Annotated in this window: 16 protein-coding genes and 3 tRNA genes; 9 read left to right on the top strand and 10 right to left on the bottom strand. The window is 63.4% G+C overall.

Annotation, left to right across the window (positions count from 1 at the left end):
• Positions 1–4 precede the first annotated feature (4 nt).
• A complete protein-coding gene (locus DEIPE_RS03440; protein ID WP_015234592.1) occupies positions 5–1,510 on the bottom strand; it encodes a sensor histidine kinase in 1,506 nt (501 codons plus the stop codon).
• A 50-nt stretch (positions 1,511–1,560) separates the two neighbouring features.
• Positions 1,561–2,235 carry a response regulator transcription factor gene (locus tag DEIPE_RS03435; RefSeq protein ID WP_041231138.1) on the bottom strand — a complete coding sequence of 225 codons (675 nt, stop codon included), beginning with the start codon at positions 2,233–2,235 and terminating at the stop codon, positions 1,561–1,563.
• 329 nt (positions 2,236–2,564) lie between these two features.
• Here DEIPE_RS03435 and DEIPE_RS03430 point away from each other — a divergent pair, with 329 nt between their 5' ends.
• The gene (locus tag DEIPE_RS03430; protein ID WP_015234590.1) at positions 2,565–3,131 is read left to right on the top strand and encodes a PRC-barrel domain containing protein; all 567 of its coding nucleotides are present in this window, start codon (positions 2,565–2,567) and stop codon (positions 3,129–3,131) included.
• Positions 3,132–3,340: 209 nt separating this feature from the next.
• Here DEIPE_RS03430 and pfkB read toward each other — a convergent pair whose 3' ends face one another.
• The 4 genes from pfkB to DEIPE_RS03410 all read right to left on the bottom strand — a co-directional run bounded on the left by pfkB (position 3,341) and on the right by DEIPE_RS03410 (position 9,148).
• On the bottom strand, positions 3,341–4,333 hold the full coding sequence (gene pfkB, locus DEIPE_RS03425; RefSeq protein WP_083865715.1) for a 1-phosphofructokinase: 993 nt from the start codon (positions 4,331–4,333) through the stop codon (positions 3,341–3,343).
• A 103-nt stretch (positions 4,334–4,436) separates the two neighbouring features.
• A complete protein-coding gene (gene pnp / locus DEIPE_RS03420; protein ID WP_015234588.1) occupies positions 4,437–6,608 on the bottom strand; it encodes a polyribonucleotide nucleotidyltransferase in 2,172 nt (723 codons plus the stop codon).
• A gap of 207 nt (positions 6,609–6,815) precedes the next feature.
• On the bottom strand, positions 6,816–8,705 hold the full coding sequence (locus DEIPE_RS03415; protein WP_015234587.1) for an Ig-like domain-containing protein: 1,890 nt from the start codon (positions 8,703–8,705) through the stop codon (positions 6,816–6,818).
• Between the two features lie 366 nt (positions 8,706–9,071).
• Positions 9,072–9,148: transfer RNA gene (locus DEIPE_RS03410), tRNA-Met, on the bottom strand.
• Positions 9,149–9,305: 157 nt separating this feature from the next.
• Here DEIPE_RS03410 and DEIPE_RS03405 point away from each other — a divergent pair.
• From DEIPE_RS03405 to thrS, 4 genes are all read left to right on the top strand, one after another.
• Positions 9,306–9,527, top strand: a complete 222-nt coding sequence (locus DEIPE_RS03405) for a DUF2905 domain-containing protein (protein WP_015234586.1) — start codon at positions 9,306–9,308, stop codon at positions 9,525–9,527.
• A 35-nt stretch (positions 9,528–9,562) separates the two neighbouring features.
• Positions 9,563–9,811 (top strand): glutaredoxin family protein, encoded by a 249-nt coding sequence (locus DEIPE_RS03400; protein WP_015234585.1) that lies wholly within the window; start codon positions 9,563–9,565, stop codon positions 9,809–9,811.
• Between the two features lie 345 nt (positions 9,812–10,156).
• The gene (locus DEIPE_RS03395) at positions 10,157–11,674 is read left to right on the top strand and encodes a GGDEF domain-containing protein (RefSeq protein WP_245557583.1); all 1,518 of its coding nucleotides are present in this window, start codon (positions 10,157–10,159) and stop codon (positions 11,672–11,674) included.
• 561 nt (positions 11,675–12,235) lie between these two features.
• A complete protein-coding gene (gene thrS / locus DEIPE_RS03390) occupies positions 12,236–14,182 on the top strand; it encodes a threonine--tRNA ligase (RefSeq protein ID WP_041230676.1) in 1,947 nt (648 codons plus the stop codon).
• Between the two features lie 51 nt (positions 14,183–14,233).
• Here the strand turns inward: thrS and DEIPE_RS03385 are convergent, their stop codons facing one another.
• A complete protein-coding gene (locus DEIPE_RS03385) occupies positions 14,234–14,548 on the bottom strand; it encodes a GNAT family N-acetyltransferase (RefSeq protein ID WP_015234582.1) in 315 nt (104 codons plus the stop codon).
• A 280-nt stretch (positions 14,549–14,828) separates the two neighbouring features.
• On the opposite strand from DEIPE_RS03385, the gene DEIPE_RS03380 reads away from it, so the two are divergent.
• Positions 14,829–14,902, top strand: a tRNA-Cys gene (locus DEIPE_RS03380).
• A gap of 5 nt (positions 14,903–14,907) precedes the next feature.
• Positions 14,908–14,982 (top strand) — tRNA-Val (locus tag DEIPE_RS03375).
• A 52-nt stretch (positions 14,983–15,034) separates the two neighbouring features.
• On the opposite strand, the gene DEIPE_RS03370 is transcribed toward DEIPE_RS03375, so the two are convergent.
• Positions 15,035–15,364 carry a tyrosine-type recombinase/integrase gene (locus DEIPE_RS03370; protein ID WP_041230675.1) on the bottom strand — a complete coding sequence of 110 codons (330 nt, stop codon included), beginning with the start codon at positions 15,362–15,364 and terminating at the stop codon, positions 15,035–15,037.
• 36 nt (positions 15,365–15,400) lie between these two features.
• A complete protein-coding gene (locus tag DEIPE_RS03365; protein ID WP_041230674.1) occupies positions 15,401–15,796 on the bottom strand; it encodes a site-specific integrase in 396 nt (131 codons plus the stop codon).
• Positions 15,797–16,334: 538 nt separating this feature from the next.
• Between DEIPE_RS03365 and DEIPE_RS03355 the strand changes: the two genes are divergently transcribed.
• Entirely contained in the window at positions 16,335–17,459 is a 1,125-nt protein-coding gene (locus tag DEIPE_RS03355; protein ID WP_157448753.1) for a Gfo/Idh/MocA family protein, read from the top strand.
• Positions 17,460–17,488: 29 nt separating this feature from the next.
• On the opposite strand, the gene DEIPE_RS24800 is transcribed toward DEIPE_RS03355, so the two are convergent.
• On the bottom strand, positions 17,489–17,770 hold the full coding sequence (locus tag DEIPE_RS24800; RefSeq protein ID WP_245557656.1) for a hypothetical protein: 282 nt from the start codon (positions 17,768–17,770) through the stop codon (positions 17,489–17,491).
• Between DEIPE_RS24800 and DEIPE_RS03350 the strand changes: the two genes are divergently transcribed.
• Positions 17,678–18,736: a phosphotransferase gene (locus tag DEIPE_RS03350; protein WP_245557624.1), complete on the top strand. Its 1,059-nt coding sequence runs from the start codon at positions 17,678–17,680 to the stop codon at positions 18,734–18,736. The two genes, DEIPE_RS24800 and DEIPE_RS03350, sit on opposite strands and share 93 nt — an antisense overlap.
• The last annotated feature ends 97 nt before the right edge of the window (positions 18,737–18,833 follow it).

The following is an 18,833-nucleotide window of genomic DNA, read 5'->3' as shown; positions in this document are numbered from 1 at the left end:
GTGCTTACGACGAGGGCTTCGCGCCGGCGCCCGGCGCATCGTGAAAATCGCGCTCTTTGCTGGACAGGGTCCAGGTAGCGTTCGGCAGATTCATGGGCAGGGTGACTGTCACGGTGGTGCCCTGCCCGACCTGGCTGGTCAGGGCAATCTGCCCGCCGTGCTGCTGTACGATCCAGCTGGCAATCGACAGGCCCAGACCGGTCCCGCCCGGATCGCTGCTGCGGGCCGGGTCCGCGCGGTAGAAGCGTTCGAAGACGAACGGCAGATCTGCCTGCGGAATGCCGGCGCCTTCGTCGTGCAGCGTGATTTCTGCCTGCCCGCCTTGTATGCCAAGCCGCAGTTCGACGCGCTTTCCGGGGGGCGTGAACTTCAGCGCGTTGTCCAGCAGAATCAGGATCAGTTGTTTCAGGCGGTCGGCGTCACCATTGACCGTGATTTCTGGAGGCGGGGACGGGTGCGTGAGCAACTGTCCCCGCGCCAGGCGCGACGCGTCGCGGAAAGCGTCGAGGGCGACGCTGCCCAGGTCCACCGGGGCGAGGCGCAGTGGCACGCCCGCGTCGCTGCGGGCCAGCAGCAGCAGATCGTTGACCAGCCTGCCGAGCCGGACCGCTTCACGCTCGGCTTCAAGCGTGACCTCCTGACGTTCACCGGGGGGCATGATGGGATAGCGCCGCAGCAATTCGAGGTTGCCCTGCATGACGGCCAGCGGGGCGCGCAACTCGTGACTGGCATCGGCGATGAAGCGCTGCTGTAGCTTGGCGGCCGCGTCGAGGCTGGCGAGCATTTCGTTGAAGGTCAGCGCCAGCCGCCCCAGTTCGTCGCGGTGATCGGGGGTGGGCACCCGCCGGGCAGTATCGCGGGAGGCCGCGATGTCGTGCGCGGTGCGGGTCAGTCGGGCGATGGGCGCCAGGGCGCTGCCGGCAATCGCCCAGCCCAGACCGACCACCACCGCGAGTGAGGCCAGACCCAACCCGAACAGCAGGGTCCGCAGGTGCGCCACGGCGTCATCAAGCCGCCCCAGGGGGGTCAGCGTCTCGACGTAGGCAATGGGAATGCCCCCGTTGTCGAGGCGCACGACGTAGCGCCGCCAGCGTTCACCGCCGTAGCGCACCATCCCGAACGCGGCGTTTTCCCGCGCCGGCGCCGGGGAGGCCGTTGTCGGCACCAGGCGGGCCAGCCAGTCATACGCCGGTCCGGCCGGTGTATTGAGGGGGGCGGTGGGCGAGGTGGGCGGAATGTTCGGCCCGCCCGAGGAGGTCTGGCGCAACTGTCCGTCCGGTCCATACAGGCGCAGCAGCACTTCCAGGCTGTCACGGTCGGCGTTCAGCACATACGAGCGACCTGCGGCGCGCACGCCCGCCGAAACGTGGTTGGCACTCAGGACCAGCACCCGGTCGAGCACGGAGTACTGGCTGCGGCTGTACACCGCGTAACTGAGCAGCGAGACGGTCAGCAGTGCCAGACCGCACAACGCGCCGTACCATAAGGCCAGCCGCAGGCGAATCGACATGCCCTTCCTCCCTTCGGCTGCGCCAGTGGTCTTGCGTGGCTGCGGTGAACTCATCCTTCGCGCAATACGTACCCGACACCGCGGATGGTATGGATCAGGCGCGACTCGCGCTCGGCCTCCAGCTTCTGGCGCAGCTGTTTGACGTACACTTCCACCACGTTGGCGTCGCCCAGGTAGTCGATGCCCCAGGCGCGGTCGAGCAGCGCGGCTTTGGACAGCACCCGGGTAGGCTGCTCCAAAAACACCTGAAACAGCCGGAATTCCTGTGCGGTCAGTACGATGTCCCGCGTCCCGCGCGTCACGGAGTGTGCGCCGATGTCCATACAGACATCGGCGAAGCGCAGCACCTCCTGGCGAATGTTCTGGTGGCGGCGCAGCAGGGCCCGGACGCGCGCCAGCAGCACGTCGAAGCGAAACGGCTTGGTGACGTAGTCATCCGCACCGGCCTCCAGACCGGCCACCTGATCGTTGGGCGCGTCCTTGGCGGTGAGCAGAATGACCGGCAGGTCCGCCTCCACCGCACGCAGGCGGCGCAGCACCTCCAGGCCGTCCAATCCGGGCATCATCACGTCAAGGATCACCAGGTCCGGTTGACGCTCGCGGGCAATTCTGAGTCCGGCTTCCCCGGAAGGGGCCACATCCACCGCGTAGCCCTCGTACGTCAGGCCACGCTTGATCATGGTGGTCATTCCAGGGTCGTCGTCGATGGCCAGAATGCGCTGCATGACTTCAAGGTACGCGCCCAAGGCCGAAATGCCAACCTGCTTGGCCCAACTCAGTTTGGCCTCAGGAGGCCAACAGGCCCGCATCAGCGCTGAAGGTTACCCTGATTTTGGGTCGAGAGGGTCGCCGGACTCCGCCGCAAGGCAGCCTCCTATCCTGATGGTCCCAGCAAAGCAACATATCCCGGCGACCCCCGGCTCGCGAATGGGCGCGCCTGAGGGCGCGTGTTCTTTTGACCTTCTCCGAAGCGGACGGCGATGACTGCCTGCCTTGATTCCCATGATTTTTCCGCAAGATCTACGTCCGAATTGCCGATTGAAAGGAGTGGTCCGTGCTGAGCAGCCAGAACATGATCGGAAGCCTTGTCGTTCGCCCCAACGGGGAGCTGCTTGGCGTCGTCACCGATCTGGTCGTGGAATACCAGGCGCGCCGGGTGCTGGCGTTGCGAGTCGACATCTGCCGCGCGGGGTCCTGTGAAGCTGATTTTCCCCTGGATGAAATGGTCGTGGTGCCCTTCGAGGCGGTGTATGACCTGCAGCCGAAGTTCGTGGTGATCACCAACCGCGACGATCTGGTCTGCATGTCCAAGCTGCCCCTTGTGCAGGCCACCTGCGCGCAATCACTCACCTTGGGGCAGGCGCCGCTGTACGATCAGCAGGGCGGCGTCCTGGGGCGGCTCGAAGGGCTGCGCTTCGACGCAGATAGTGGAGAGCTGCTGGCCTTCGAGATGAACGCGCAAGGCGCCGAGCCGTGCGGGCGGGTGGTTCTTTCCGCCGCACAAGTCCAGTGCGTCGAGGGCGCATTGACGGTTTCGCCCGCGTTGGCCTCATTGTTCGCCGAAGTCGTGGCGCCGGGCGAACGGCGCTTCCCCGGTGGCACAGCGCTCCCACTTGCCTGAGCATGGCCTGGCGCTGCCCGGACGCGGCAGCGCGTGGCGGTTTCAGTATTGGCCTCAAAAAGCATTGCCGCGACCGACGACCGGTCGCCTGCTTCAGGACGAGACGTTCGGATGAGCTCTCGGCCATAACCCCGCTCCCCGGCGGGCGTCTCGCCCGTATGCAGTCTTCCTGGGGCGAGAGCATCATCGGCTGACGGTCAGGCCGGTCATCAGTCAAGCTGCGTCAGCGCCACGTTCTGCAGGATCTGTTCCACATCACTGCGCTGGCAGAGTTCGGTGCCTGGGGTCATGGCCGTCGCAGTTCCGCAGGCCACCCCATAGCGCAGGGCGCTCGCCGGATCGAGACCTTCGCCCAGCTTGGCGCACAGACCGGCGACCATCGAGTCACCCGATCCCACCGCCGATTGTGTGGTGACGCGTGGAGGTACGGCCTGCCACGCTCCGTCTGCCCGAATCAGCAGCGCGCCAGCGGCACCAAGGCTGACTGCGACTGCTCTCACACCGCGTGCGAGCACTTCACGGCCAGCGCTCAGCACCGCTTCCCGCGAGGGGAGTTCACGTCCGACCAGACGTTCGAGTTCATACTGATTGGGCTTGATCAGGTCCGCACCCGCCTCGACGCCGCGCTGGAGCTCATCGCCGTCAGCGTCGACGACGATGGGGATGTCTTCCTGCCTGGCACGCCGGATCACCCGCGCGAAAAAGTCTGCCGGAACACCAGGCGGTTTGGACCCCGAAACGAGCAGCCACGACGGGCGACGCAGCGAGAAGAGGTTCTCGTAGAGTCGTTCGGCGTCATGTGGCTCCACTGCCGGTCCGGGCGCGCTCACGCGGATCTGGGCGCCGGAGGGGTCCTGAATGATGGGGTTGGTGCGGGTGTTGTGCGCGACTGGCACGAACCAGGTGCGCACCCGCTCGGCTTCCAGCAGGGCGCCCACCTCCAGGCCGGTGGTGCCACCCAGGAAACCCAGCGCGACGGTGGGGCACCCCAGGCGGGCCGCAACGCGTGACACGTTGATTCCCTTGCCGCCCGCACCACGAAAGACCGTTTGGGCGCGGCGCGTGTCGTCGGTCCGGAAGTCGGGAACGAGATACGTGAGGTCGAGGGTCGGGCTGAGGGTGATGGTGTGAATCATGCCAGGCTTCTCCTGTGACACCTGCCGGGCGGGCAGGGCGGGTGATAACTGCCAGTCGGGTGTCATCCCGCCATTCGAGGCGGGGCCGCTTTGTGTCGCTCGGGCGCGTTGTGTTGCTGCGAGAAGCCCCTCTTTCAAGGGAAAGAGGGGCTTCTCGCATTCGCTTGATTCAGCGGCGGTCGCGGTCGGGTCGGGGGCCCCGGTCGCGTCCGCCCTCACGCGGGGCGCGCGGAGCGATCTTGCCCTCCAGTTCCGGGCGGATCAGGTCAATCTTGCCCCGGTCGTCGATACCGACGATCTTGACCATCACCTTGTCGCCGACGTTCATGACGTCTTCGACGGCATTGACGCGCTCCTCGCTCATCTGCGAGATGTGCAGCATGCCGTCCTGACCGGGGAAGAGGTTGATAAAGGCCCCAAAGGCGGCCGTCTTGACAACCGTTCCCTCGAATTCCTCACCGACCTTGGCCTGACGGGTGGTGTTCTGAATGCGTTCCAGCACGCGCTGTGCGGCGTCGGCGTCGCTGCTGAAGATCCGGATGGTGCCGTCCTCGTCCACGGTGATCTGCGCGCCCATGGCTTCGAGTTCGCGGATGTTCTTGCCACCCGGCCCGATGACCGAGCCGATCTTCTCGGGATTGATCTTGGTGGTCAGAATGCGCGGCGCATACAAACTCATCTCGCTGCGCGGCGCGGGCAGCGCTTCGGTCATCTTGCCGAGAATGAAGAGCCTGGCCTCGCGCGCCTGGGCAAGCGCCTCACGCATGATCTGCGGGGTGATCCCGCCGATCTTGATGTCCATCTGCAGCGCGGTGACGCCCTGCGCGGTGCCGCAGACCTTGAAGTCCATGTCGCCCAACGCGTCTTCAAGCCCGAGGATGTCGGTGAGAATGCGGTAGCGGCCCTCTTCCATCACGAGGCCCATCGCCACGCCCGCGACTGCCGAGCGCAGCGGCACGCCCGCGTCCATCAGGCTCAAACTGCCCGCGCAAACGGTCGCCATCGAGCTCGACCCGTTGGACTCCAGCACGTCACCGACCACGCGAATTACGTACGGAAACTGCTCGAAAGGAGGCAGCACCGCGCGAATGGCGCGCTTGGCCAGGTAGGCGTGCCCGATCTCGCGGCGCGACTGCCCGCCCATGCGCTTGACTTCCCCGGTCGAGTAAGGCGGGAAGTTGTAGTGCAGCAGGAACTTGTCACCCGTCTCCTCGGTCAGGTCGTCGATCAGAATCTCATCGCGTTCGGTGCCCAGCGTGGTGGTGCCCAGCACCTGCGTTTCGCCACGCGTGAAGAGCGCGCTGCCGTGCGCACGGGGCAGGTAGGGCGCCTCGATCCAGATCGGACGGATGGTCCGGCCGTCGCGTCCGTCGGCGCGCAAATCTTCTTCGAGAATCAGGCGGCGCAGCTCGGCCTTCTCGACTTTTTCCCAGGCCGATTTGAGCAGCGCGGCTTTTTCACTTGCTCCTTCGGCTTCGGCATCGGGAACGTGCCGGGCGATCAGCCCGTCACGCAGTCCCTTGAGCGCCACGCTGCGGTCCTTTTTCTTCGGGGTCAGCAGGGCCTCGCGGAGACCGGCTTCACGGGCCGCGAGGGCCAGCTCGGGAACCAGTTCCGAGGCCGCGTCACTGGGCAGCACCGGCTCGAATTTTTCCTTGCCGACCTCTGCGCGCATCTGCTCGATCAGGCTCAGTACGCCTTGCATCTCGGCGTGCGCGAACTCGATGGCGCCGACGAGCAGTTCCTCGTCCGCTTCACTTGCCCCGGCCTCGACCATCATGACCGCGTCACGCGTGCCGGCGACGACCAGGTCCATCTCGGAGCGCTCCAGCTGCTCCCCTGTGGGATTGATGATGTACGCGCCATCCACGCGACCGACGCGTACGCAGGCAGTGGGGCCTTTCCAGGGAATATCACTGACCGACAGCGCCGCTGAGGCACCCAGCGCGCCCAGGACGTCCGGCGCGTTTTGCTGGTCGGCCGACTGCACCGTGATGATCACCTGGGTTTCCTGGCGGTATCCCTTGGGAAACAGCGGGCGAATCTGGCGGTCGGTGATGCGCGCGCTCAGAATGGCCCGCTCTCCCGGACGCCCTTCACGGCGGTGAAACGAGCCGGGAATCTTGCCGACCGCGTAGTGCCGCTCCTCGAATTCCACGGTCAGCGGCAAAAAATCGAGGGTCGAGGGTCGCTCGCTCGCCTGGGCCGTGACCAGCAGCACCGTCTCGCCGTACCGCAGGGTGACGGCGCCCGAGACCAGCTTGGCAACCTTGCCGGTTTCAATGCTGAGTTCGCGCCCGCCCAGCGTGGTGGTGTATTTGCGTGCCGTGGAAAGGGTCACTGGGCCCTTCCCGTGCTCCGCGCCGTCGCGAAGCGTGTAACATTCAGGTCTTTTCGCATCGCGACATTCTATCCCGAGCGATCGACAAGGATTGTCGCGAGAAACCTGACGGATCTACCGTTACGGCAGGCGCTGCAAGGGTAGATCGGTGAGATGTGACGTGAGCGGGGAGGACGCCAGTCCTCCCCGCTCACTGCGAAGGTCTTACTAGTTGGTGACCGTGACCGTTTCCGACAAGACAGGTTCGTTGACGCCGTCTTCGACTTTCAGCTGGACCGTGCCGCCCACCTCGACATTCTTGATGGTGGCGCTGAAGTCGGTCCCGGTGAAGGCCGTGTCGATGACGCTGGTGAAACTGGGATGTTTGCCGCCTGGTTTCTGGGTGTACGTCAGCGTAATCTTTACGCTGGGCGCTTCGTGGGAGATGGTCGCCTTGACGCCCGCGTTGCTGCTGTTGCCCTTCTGGATGGCGACGACCAGGCCGATCACGCTTGGCGCAACGGGTTTTCTGGCGGTAACCGAGGCTGCGGCGGCCTGGGAGGTATTGCCTGCGCTGTCCGTGACCGTGGCCGTGTAAGAGGTCGACGTCGGAGCATCGAACGAGTCCGTGGCAGTCCAGGTGCCGTTTGCCAGGGTTGCGGGGAGCGTCTTGCCATTTCCCTTGAAGACGACGGAGCTGACGCCGGACCCGGCATCGGTGGGGGTGAGCGAGAGTGTCACGGTGCCAGGAACGATGACCACTTCAGGAGAGGCTTGAACGGTGCCGGCTTCTGGCGCCGTGAAGTCGGCCTTGACTTCCACCGTGGCCGGCGTGGCGCTCTGGTTGCCTGCCTGATCGGTCACCGTGAGGGTGAAGGTCGTCGTTCCTTCGGGGATGCCCATGAGTGGAACGCTGAAGCTGCCGTCTGCGGCGACATCACTCTTGAGGAGTTCACCGGTGCGGTTGCCAAAGGTCCAGCTGGCGCTCTTGAAGTTCGCTTCACCGACATTGCCGGTGATGGTGATGTTGGATTGCTTCGTCCAGTCGACCGGATTCAGGCTGGCCGTCGGTGCGGTCGTGTCGACCAGAAAAGCAGCGCTGATGGCGCCTGAGGCAAGACCAGCTTCATCCAGGATGCGCACGCTGACGTGACCTTCAGCGTCATTGGCGTATTGGGTCAGGTCCAGGTTGGTGACGTAGAGCGAGAATCCACTGTCGGTCCAGGTGGGCTCGGCCACGAGCGAGTAATTTTCGCCGTCAAGGGCATACTCGATCTTGAGACTGCTCGCTTGGGTCATGTTGTCGCTCGCCACCCCGGTCACCTGCAGGCGGTATCCTTCGCCATGTTTCTGGAATACGGCGCTGGCCTGGTGCAGTTCAGGTGCAACCATATCCGGCGATTCGGCGGGCGTGTAGGAGACTGCAAGCGTGCGCACGTCGGAAACCAGCCCGGCGGCGTCGTAGGCTCTGACCTTGATGGTATTGAGGCCCTGCAGCAGGTTCTCAACACTGAAATCAAGGGCGACACTGGTGCCTGCCTGGACGTCGAGGTCTGTTTCGGCGGCTTCATTGAGGCTGTATGTCACGCGCATGACGCCGAGGTTGTCGGTGGCGTTACCGGTGATGGTGACGTGCGATACGCTGACGTTTTGCGGCGCCGTGACAGTCACGACGGGTTTCTCGGTATCAGGAGTCTCGATGACGGGTACCGCTACGCATTTGAGCGTGGCGGTCGCGGTTTTGGAGACGGCGCTGCTGCCACTGCCGACCGTCAGGGCAATCGTGGCGGTGTAGGTGGAGGTGATGGAGACGTTCGGGCAGACGGCGCTGAACTCGACGGTCTGAGAAGCATTGGGCTGCACGGTCGCGCTCGCACCCTTGGTGACGTTGAGCCAGGCCGGGGTTCCTTTGGGGAAGGTCACGGTTGTGCTGTAGGTCAGCGCGCTGCCGCCAGTGTTCTTGAAACTCAGGGAGCCCGAGCCCTTGGCCTGGGATTGCAGTTCGAGCATCGGTGGGCTCGAAAGACTGTCAATTTTTCCAGGAGCGGGGGGGGTGCTGCCACAGCCAGTCAGCAGGGCGACGGAAACGGGAAGGGCCAGCCAAGCGTAGTGTTTCATAACTACTCCTCGCGGGCCGGTCTCACCATTGGCTCCCCCTGCGCATTGGTGACCGTATGCTGAGCAGGCTTCATCGCTTCCCGTTATGTTTTTCACACCGAAGTGTTGCCTTCATTTTGTACCATACTTCTTACAAATATCTTACATTCCTCACAATATTAATTGAGCGTGAACAGGTCGCTGCAGCGCTCATATCTTGCTCGTTGCGCTTCAGATGTCGCTAAAATGATGAGATTGTAATGTAATCAGAGTGAAGCCCACTGTCCTGCGGAAGTCGGTGAGGAGCGTCTGATCGGCAGGGGTTGCGTTGAGCGTGCTTATTCAGCAGCAAGCAAAAAGCAGAGCCCCCTCCGAAGAGGGGGCGATTGGTTGCGGGGACAGGATTTGAACCTGCGACCTCCGGGTTATGAGCCCGACGAGCTACCAGACTGCTCTACCCCGCGTTACCCGTGTTGTCTGCGCGCCGAGTGTGCACCCGTTCGTTCGCGCTCAAAGATACTAGCGCGGCTTTTTTGCTTCGTCAAGCGCCGCCGGAGAGAGTTCGGCAGCCATTGTGCACCGCGCTCACTCGAATGCCACTTTGTTTTGTAGAGTGCAGGGATGAGCGGTCCCAAGGTACTGATCCTGATCGGGCTCGCGCTGACCGTGTTGGGAGTGGTGTGGTTGGCCAGTCCCCAGACCTTCCCCAAACTGTTTTCATGGTTCGGGCGTTTGCCGGGCGACATCCGTATTCACAACGAAAACGCCAGCGTATTCATTCCGCTGACCAGCATGATTGTGGTCAGTGTCGCGTTGAGTCTGCTCTTCCGCCTGTTCAAATGACGTCGTTTGGATTTTCCATCTGCCTGGAGGAACGCATGATCAAGATGTACACGACCAGCTGGTGCCCGGACTGCCATGCCGCCAAGTCAGCGCTCGGCAAGAAGGGATTGCCTTATCAGGAAATCAACATCGAGCAGGACGAAGGCGCGGCTCAGTACGTCATGAGCGTCAACGGGGGCAAGCGCAGCGTGCCGACGCTGGAATACGAAGGTCATGCCGCCAGTCTGAGCGGTTTTCGGCCAGCCAAACTCGATGAATTCCTGAAAAGCGCCGGACTGACCTGAGCCCTGGGTCCGCAACGCCAGAAGGAGGTCGGAGTGTCAACTCCGACCTCCTTTATCGTGGTCACGTTTTTGAGGAAGTTGTTCTCGAAGGAGCTGGCATAAATCCGCCGATCCTTCCGGCTGGGTGGCAGGCCGGCCCAGCGCCCGCGGCTCGCTGTGCAGCTTACGCTTCCGGCAGTGGGAGGTCCGGCTGCCCGCGCGAAAGGATTCCCCACCTATACCGCTGCTCGGGGCTCTAGAATGATGGCGCTGGTGTGCCTGTCCCGCAGGGAATGAGGTCCGTACGTGACGAATTCGGTGGTCCCGCAACCTTCCAGAGCATCGATCAGAGCCTCCCTGGAGGCTTTGCAGGCGCGTATTCAGCGTCAGGATGCCCGGAGTGCGGCAGAGCTGGCGCTTCTTCACCGGGACGCGGCGTATTTCGGCCTTGACCTCAACGATCAGCTGACGGCGATGCGGCATGCACTCTTTGCCCTGGAGTTCGCGCGGGTCGCGGGCGATCGGTCGCTGCAGGCCAAGGCGCACGTCACGCTGGCCTTGGTGCAGGCCGAAGCGTACGATGACCTGGGTGCCGAGCAGCAGTTCAGCCTGGCCGAAGAACTCGCGCTGGAAGCCGGAGACGACCGTGGCATGGCGTTGATCGCGGTGAACCGCTCGCACGTGTTGATGCAGCGCCGTGAATATGCCCGTGGCGTCGAGCCGCTGCGGCGCCTGCTTCGCTCACCCCACGCTGTCGGTCTGCAGGCCCCCGAGAATGCCGGAATGGCCGTGGCGTTTCACATCAACTACACGGTCTGCGTGGCCGAAGCCCTGCTGCAGGGTCGGCAGGATCACCTGGCCTACCCGGAACTGCACGAAGACTTCCACCGCGCGGTCACCCGCCTGCAGGAAGTAAAAGCTGACCCGACGTTCGTGCTGGGCAATCCGCTCGACACCCTGGAAATTCTCGATGCGCTTGCACGGCATGCGCAGTGGCGCGGCGAGAGTGCTGAGGCGATCAGTTTGGCTGATGAGCGGGTTGCGCTGGCCGCCAGGACCGAGAGTCCCGCGCTGCAGGGCGCGGCCTTGTTCGAACGCGGCCGATTGCACGCACGCAGCGAAGCGTGGAATCTGGCGATCAGGGATTTCGAAGAAGCGGTGCTGCAGTTCGATGCGGCCCGGCAGGATCTGCCCGCTGCTCGCGCGCGCGACGCGCTGGCCGGCGCGTATGCCACCATCGGCCGGTTCCGGGAAGCCTTTGAGGTGCAGCGGGAAGTCACGCGGGGCGTAGAGCAGCTGTACCGTGACGTCTATCAGCAGCGCGCCCGCCTGGACGATCTGCAGGTTCAGGCCCGTGAGGCAGAGGTGCGGGCCTCGGCGTTCGCCGAGGCGGCCCTGCGTGATTCTCTCACGGGCGCACCCAACCGGGCGCGTGCCATGCAAGTGCTGGGCACGGTGCATCAACTGGCCCAGGGGGGAACGTCCAGCGCCGTCGCGCTGATGGACCTCGATCATTTCAAGCAGGTGAACGACACGTTCGGACATGCGGCCGGTGATGTGGTGCTGCAGCGGGTAGTCGAGGTCCTTTCGGGAGCGATTCGCGAGGTGGATTGTCTGGCGCGCTTCGGGGGAGAGGAGTTCGTGCTGATTTTCGCCGGGGTGACGGTTCGTGAGGCAGAGCACGCTTGCGCACGGCTGCTGGAACGGATCAGTTCGATTGACTGGAGTGATGTGGACGCCCGGTTGCACGTGACCGCGAGTTTCGGGGTGGCGGCCGTCAACGGGGTACGTGGCCTCAAGGAGACCTTGCAGGCCGCCGATGAAGCCCTCTACGCCGCTAAGGCCGCCGGCCGGGCGCGGGTCCGCGTCGCCGGTGAGATCTGAGGCAACGCGAGAAGCACTTAAGTCCCTCCCACTTGAGTTTTGGTGTTCTCCCAAAACGTGGGGCGAGCGGAGGCGAGCCGGGGAAGCGTGTCTGCCGCTGGGTTCTGTCGTTCTGGGTGCGGTTCCCAGAACAGTAGAACTGAAGCGGTAGACACCCAGATCGGCGATCGAGCCTGCCGTTGGCAATGCAGCAGTTGAGAACACTCGGGTGCCCCAAATGAACGCACGTTCTTATAAGCCGTCTGGCGGTAGAAGCGCACGCAGCAGTGTGACTACACTCGTTTCATGTTGCTCCTGATGCCCCGACCCTACCGGTTGGCTGCGCTCGGTGCACCGAACAACACCGCGCTTCTGCCCGGACGCGCGACGCGAACGCGGTGAGGTCAGGTCGTGCGGCGAACCTGCCACCGACCTGGCCTGCCATTGTCTCTCCCGCTTCCGGGTTGTTGCGCCCCGCGCAGACAGGAGCACCCTATGACCGAGAACGATCGTGTTGGAATGCCGCCCGGACCGCTTGACGCTCCGGGCGACTCCGGGCGTCAGGACCGTATACTTTTGCGTATGCAAGTTGTCCTGCCCGACGGCAAACGCCTTGATTTACCGCACAATGCCACTGCCCGAGACGCCGCCGCGCAGATCGGCCCCCGACTCGCTCAGGACGCTGTGGCCGCCCGCGTCAACGGGATTTTGCACGACCTCCTGACCCCGCTTCCCGACGGCGCCGAAATTGGCATCATCACCAAAAAGCAGCTTGCCGACGTGTCCGAGGTGTGGCGTCATACCCTCGCGCACGTCATGAGTCAGGCGGTGGGGGAATTCTACGCTGCCAAGGGTTTTGACCCGCAGGCCGTAAAACGTGGCGTCGGTCCGGCGATCGAAAACGGCTTTTACCAGGATTTCGATCTGCCCGAGCCGCTCACTGAAGCTGATCTGCCCGAAATCGAGAAGCGCATGCAGGGCATCATCGACGCCAACCTCGACCTGTCTCGCCACGAAGTCGGCCGCGAGGAAGCCCTGCGGGTCTTCGGCTACGATCCCTACAAGGTCGAGTTGATTCAGGAGCTGCCCGAAGGCACTCCGGTCACCTTTTACCGACAGGCCGATTACGTCGATCTGTGTCGCGGACCTCACCTGCCGCGCACCGGACTGTTGCCGCGCGCCTTCAAGCTCACCAGCACCTCGGGCGCCTACTGGCGCGGCAGCGAGAAGAACCCCATGCTGCAGCGGGTGTATGGTGTGGCCTTCGCGTCCCAGGCAGAACTCGACGAGTACCTGCGCCTGCTCGAAGAAGCCAAGAAGCGTGATCACCGCCGCATCGGCAAGGACCTCGAACTGTTCTTCACCAGCGACGTGATCGGCCCCGGACTGCCGGTGTGGCTCCCCAACGGTGCCGCCATCCGCCGCGAGCTGGAGCGCTTTATCGTGGACCTCGAAGTGCAGCAGGGCTACCAGCACGTCTACACCCCCGCGATGGCCAAAAGTGAGCTCTACAAGATCAGCGGTCACTGGGACCACTACCAGGAAGACATGTTCCCGGTCATGAAAATCGACCAGGAAGAACTGGTCCTGCGGCCCATGAACTGCCCGCACCACATTCAGGTCTATTCGCACAAACCGCACAGCTACCGCGAACTGCCCATCAAGATCGCCGAGCTGGGCACCATGTACCGCTTCGAGCAGAGCGGCCAGCTGACCGGCCTGTCGCGCGTGCGCTCGATGACCCTCAACGACGCCCACATCTTCTGCCGCGAAGACCAGGTCCAGGCGGAATTCAAGAAGGTCGTCGAGCTGATTCAGGGCGTCTACGAGGTGCTCGGTTTCGGGCAGTACCTCTACCGGCTGTCGCTGCGTGACCCGAACGACAAGGAAAAGTACTACCCGGACGACAGCATGTGGGAAAGCGCCGAGGGGCAATTGCGCGACGCCCTGAACGACATGGGCCTCAACTACTACGAGTCTCCCGGCGACGCGGCCTTCTACGGCCCCAAACTCGACGTGCAGGTGCGCAGCGCGCTCGGCAAGGACGAGACCATCTCGACCGTGCAGCTCGACTTTCTGCTGCCGCAGCGCTTCGAGCTCGAATATGTCAACGAGGAAGGAGGGCGCTCGCGGCCCATCATGATTCACCGTGGCGTGATCAGCACCATGGAGCGCATGACCGCCTTCCTGATCGAGAATACCGCCGGTGACTTCCCCCTGTGGCTGGCGCCCCGCCAGGTGATCGTGGTGCCGATTGCCGACCGGCACGTCGAGTACGCCCGCGAAATCGAGGTCACCTTGCGCGCCCTGGGCCTGCGCGCTGAGACGGACGATGGCAGCGAGCGCATGAACGCCAAGATCCGCAACGCCGAGCTGGCCAAGATTCCCGTGATGTTGATTGTCGGGGATCAGGAACAGGAAGCCCGCGCCGTCAGCGTGCGCGAACGCGGCAAGGGCGAGCGCAAAGGTGTGCCCCTGGCGGACATTTCGAGCGAACTCGAAACCCGCTACCGCCAGCGCCAACCCTAAGGGAGTCAGCGAAGCGGCGCGCACCCAAAGTGCGCGCCGCTTCGCCAGATCCTACAGCCCGAACACGCCGCGCTGCTGAGGATGCACCAGATCGACATATTCGCGGTGCTTCCCGATAAATGCCGCGACGAAGGGACACATCGGCACCACCTGTAATCCCCGCGAGCGCGCGTCATCGAGCGCGAAGCGGAGAAGAGAAGAGCCTACGCCCTGCCCCTCCAGGCCTTCTGGCACCTCCGTGTGCGAAAAAACCAGGGCGTTGGCGACCGGACGATACTCCGCAAAGGCGAGCCCGGCCTCGGTCTGGGCTTCATAGCGCTGGGCTTCCGAATTGTCGACGACCTGAATCTCTTGGGGTGTGCTCATGCCCTATGGTGACACCCGCACTTCGCAGGGCACTGCGCCCGATACACCTTTCAAAAGGTCCCAGCAGACGGGGCGGCGTAGGCAGGGGGATTGCCAACGCCATGCAGGTACCGGACCACCGTGAAAACACGAAGTGTCGGATGCTTCGCCTGCCCTCAGCGTACCTTTGACACGCTGAAAGGCGCATGCTAGTATTTCCTCCGCTGGGAGGGACGAGCAAGGCCTGCCAACAGGCCCCACTCAAGTCTCTCGGCCCGACCGCACGGCGGCTCGCGTATCTGGCGCTGTAGCCAAGTGGTAAGGCAGAGGTCTGCAAAACCTCCACCGGCGGTTCGAGTCCGCCCAGCGCCTCCAGAGATAGACTCGTAGCTCAGGGGTAGAGCACTACCTTGACACGGTAGGGGTCAGGAGTTCAAATCTCCTCGAGTCTACCAACAGGACGCACTTCTTCAGGAGTGCGTCTTTTTGTTTACCCCTCAATCACCCCTACGAAGCCTCGGAATTCGCCTCTTCCGCCCCTTCTTCGGGCGTCAGCAACGCCCGCAAGGGGTTCGCTACACCCAGCAGGGCCGACTTGCGCTTCTCTGCTCGGGAGTACGCGTACCGCGCCAGGGTGATCCGAGGGTCACTGTGCCCGGCCACGTCCGCAGCCGTGCGGGGATCCACGCCGTCCTCGATGAGGCGGCAGAGGAAGGTGTGCCTCAGGTCGTGAATGCGGTACGTCTCGTCGAGCTTCGCTTTGCGCAGGATGGCCCGCCAGTCCCGCCGGACGTTGTGCTGTGATTGCGGTGTGCCGGCAGGCTTGGGAACACCCACGCTTCCCCTGTGGTCGGCAGACCTCGTTCCTGCAGGTCATGCCGTTGCTTCGTGAGGACCCTCCAGAGGCCTGCGTCGAAGTACAGGACGCGCGCTGGCCTTCGTCTTTGGGTAGCTGATGGTTGGCACGTTGTCACGCGTGACGACCGTCCGGATGACGCTGAGGGTGCCGATGCCTTCGCGGGCGTCCCACATCAGGTCATCCCATTGCAGGCCGAGCGCTTCACCATGCCGCAGGCCGAGCGTGGCGATCACGGCGATCACCGCGAATTGCCGATGGTCTCGCGCGGCGTCGAGCAGCTTACGGACATCTTCAGTAGAGAGGTCCCGGCCGATGTGCTGTTCCTGCATGTAGGGCAGCTCGGTGACCAGGCCAGGGTGACTGCGCAGCACGTCGTGCCGCACGGCGCTCCTGAGGGCGCTGTTGATCATGATGCTGATGTGCCGGACGGTCGCCGGGCGTGCTTCGTCGCGAGGTCCTTGTAGAGGCGTCCGAGTGCTGCCGGGCGGAGGTCTGCGATGGGCGTGCCGCCGGTGGGTGTTTCTCGACGATCTTCACGAGGTACGTGAGCTTGAGCTGACTACCACTCAAAACGTCGCAGTAAAGTATTGCCCCAGTGAGTGGTCGGTAGGGGTGGTCGTTTCGGATGCCGAGTTTGATGGCTTCGGCTTTCACTCCAGGAGCGGGAGCGGCTTTTTGGGCATCACCGAGCATGAGGAAAGGACGGTGAACCTCTCTGAGTTGGTGACACCGTAAACAGGCACGCTCAACGAAAGTCCGTGCGGCCTCTTGAGTAATATGTGCTTCCATCGGACAGGTACTGGGGAGCGCTTGGTGTTCCGCGAGGTGTACACTGACAACAATTCCCCGCAGCACCTGCTTCTCCTCAACTATTTCAAGTCAACCCTGGCCCTTTCGAACTGTCACACGTTGCTGGATGCGACACGCGTCCTCACAGCAGGAGAACGGATGTCCAACTTGCGAGCGATCGTTGTTGGCAGCGGCTGGGCCGCCGAAGGTCACGCACGCGCCCTCCAACACCATGAAGTGAGCATCGCTGCCCTCTGCGGACGCACTCCAGAACCGGCGTATGCGCTGGTTGCACGCCTTGGAATACCAGAAGTTCGATTCGGTTGGCAAGACGCCATAGATACCTTAAAGCCCGACATCGTCTGTATCGCTACGCCAGCCGCACCACACCTCGACATCGCGACCGCTGCCATGACCGCTGGATGCCACGTGGTGTGCGAGAAGCCCCTCGCGCTCACCGCGACCGAAGCGCACGTGATGTTCACCACCGCTCCCCGCATGGGTGTTCGGCATGCCTACGCTGCGACGGGATACGCGCACCCCATCTACACCGCCGCACGCGACTTGATCCTCGGCGGAGCAGTGGGGCAGATGCGCGAGATCGAGTCGTTCATCCAGATTCGGGATGCCGAGCGGACGCCGTACTCCTGGGTTCATCAACTCGAGCAGGGCGGCGGGATGCTCAACAACATATTCCCGCACCAACTGCAGCAACTGACATACGTCACAGGCGCTGAAGTCGTCGCCGCGACCGGGGACGCCCGACCCCTGCAAGCCCGTGTTCCGTTCGTGGGAGACGTTCATGACTTTTGCCAGTTGTTCATGCCTCTCACGGACGAGCAGTTGGCACGCGCAGAGTGGAGGGAGCCGACCGTGGACGTCGCGTACTCGGTGGTGGTGAAACTCCGCTTTCCGGACGCTTCAGAAGCGACAGCGCTGGTGCACCTTACGCATGGCCCGGGCCGGTTGCAACCGAGCCGGCTGGTGTTGCATGGCGAGCGTGGAAGCGTGGCACTCGAAGGTGACATGTGGACGAACGAACGGCTTCGTCGCTTCAACGAGGGGTGGGAGGAGGTGGACGTTCCCGTTGGAGTGGGAGATCCGGTGCAGGCGCAATGGGATCAGTTTTTCGGAGCGTTCCTCGATGACGTCCGGGGGCATCCGTCGGAACCGTACCCGACGTTCGAGGATGGATGGGTTGCAGCGGAGGTGATCGGGGCGATGCGGGAAGGTCGATGGTGGCGTTGTGCTGAGCGGATCGCAGTGGCGGATGGCGGCTCCTGACAGGACGTTCTCAGGAGGATGGCCGACTGTCACGCCAACTCCAGATCGGAACCGGTGAGGCCGGGGGTGAGAATGAGCTTCTTGCGCTCGATGCCGTACCAACGGGTGAGGGTGAACGGAATCGGCAAGATGAACGGAGTGATGACATGGACACCCTTGAAGGCGCTGCGAATGGAAGCATTGACGAAGCCGTACTCACCACCCTCGTCCGTCAGACGCTGAACAGTGACACGGCGGAAATCACCGAGTGGACCGTCCGAACAATTTACGGGGGCGCGGGCGGAGGGAGCATCTACCGTTACGTTGGACAAGCGCAGGATCGCGGTACAACTCACCCCTGGTCACTAATTCAGAAAATCGTCCGTGCTTCCCCGGACTGCACCGACCCGTTAACCCCCAGGTACTGGGAGCGCGAACCACTGGCGTACCAGTCCGAACTTTTTGCCCGCCTCCCTGCTGGACTCGCCGCGCCACGCTGCTACCACATCGAAACGGCCGGGCATGAGTATCGACTCTGGCTGGAAGACATCCAGGAAAGCACCAGTGAATGGACGCTGGAGCACTATGGGCGAGTGGCACGAGAACTGGGTCGGTTCAACGCTGCTTACCTCACGAGTCCACCCGTACCTTCCTGGCCCTGGATGAGCCGCTCCTTTCTCAGGCACTGGATCGAACTCTGCGCAACGACCGCCCGGGAAGTCCGGCAGTTCCCGGATCACCCACACGTTCAGTTGTTGGGCCAACCGAACGCCATCAATCGGCTGTTGGCCCTATGGGACGACCGGGAGGTCTTCCTTGGCGCGCTCGAACGTCTCCCGCAGACCCTGTGTCACCTGGATGTCTTCCGGCGTAATCTTCTGCGCAGAATGACGAACGGGCAGGAGCAAACGGTGCTCCTCGATTGGGCATTCACGGGAACCGGTGCTCTTGGCGAGGAAATAGCGCCTTTGGTCACAGGCACGGTGATGTTTTTCGGCCTGGAGGCGGACAAACTGAGGAAACTCGATGCTGTCGTGTTCGAAGAGTATCTTGCTGGTCTTCACGAGGCTGGTTGGCGTGGTGATCCCCAGGAGGTGCGCTTCGCCTATGCGGCTACTTCCGCCCTGCGTTACACGTTCCCGCCGGTCAGCGTCCTTGATGAGCAGTTTATCCCGGTGGTGGAGTCGATCTTCGGACGGCCTTTTGCGGAAGTGACGGCGCACCATGCCGAAACCAGAAGCTTCCTGGCGGAGCGGGCAGATGAAGCACGCGCATTGATGGACAAGCTGAAGCTGTAACACTACGGAAAGTGACGGGTACCTGGGTCCCGGCGGTTCCCGCACCCCGCTCGTTTCGGTGAAACAAACGTCATGAGAGCCTGCGCGCGGACCGCCC

Origin of the sequence: Deinococcus peraridilitoris DSM 19664 (assembly GCF_000317835.1) — a bacterium.
GTDB classification, from domain to species: Bacteria; Deinococcota; Deinococci; order Deinococcales; family Deinococcaceae; genus Deinococcus_A; species Deinococcus_A peraridilitoris.
Note: the sequence above shows the minus strand (reverse complement) of the source record. Positions and strands in the feature narration are given on the sequence as shown.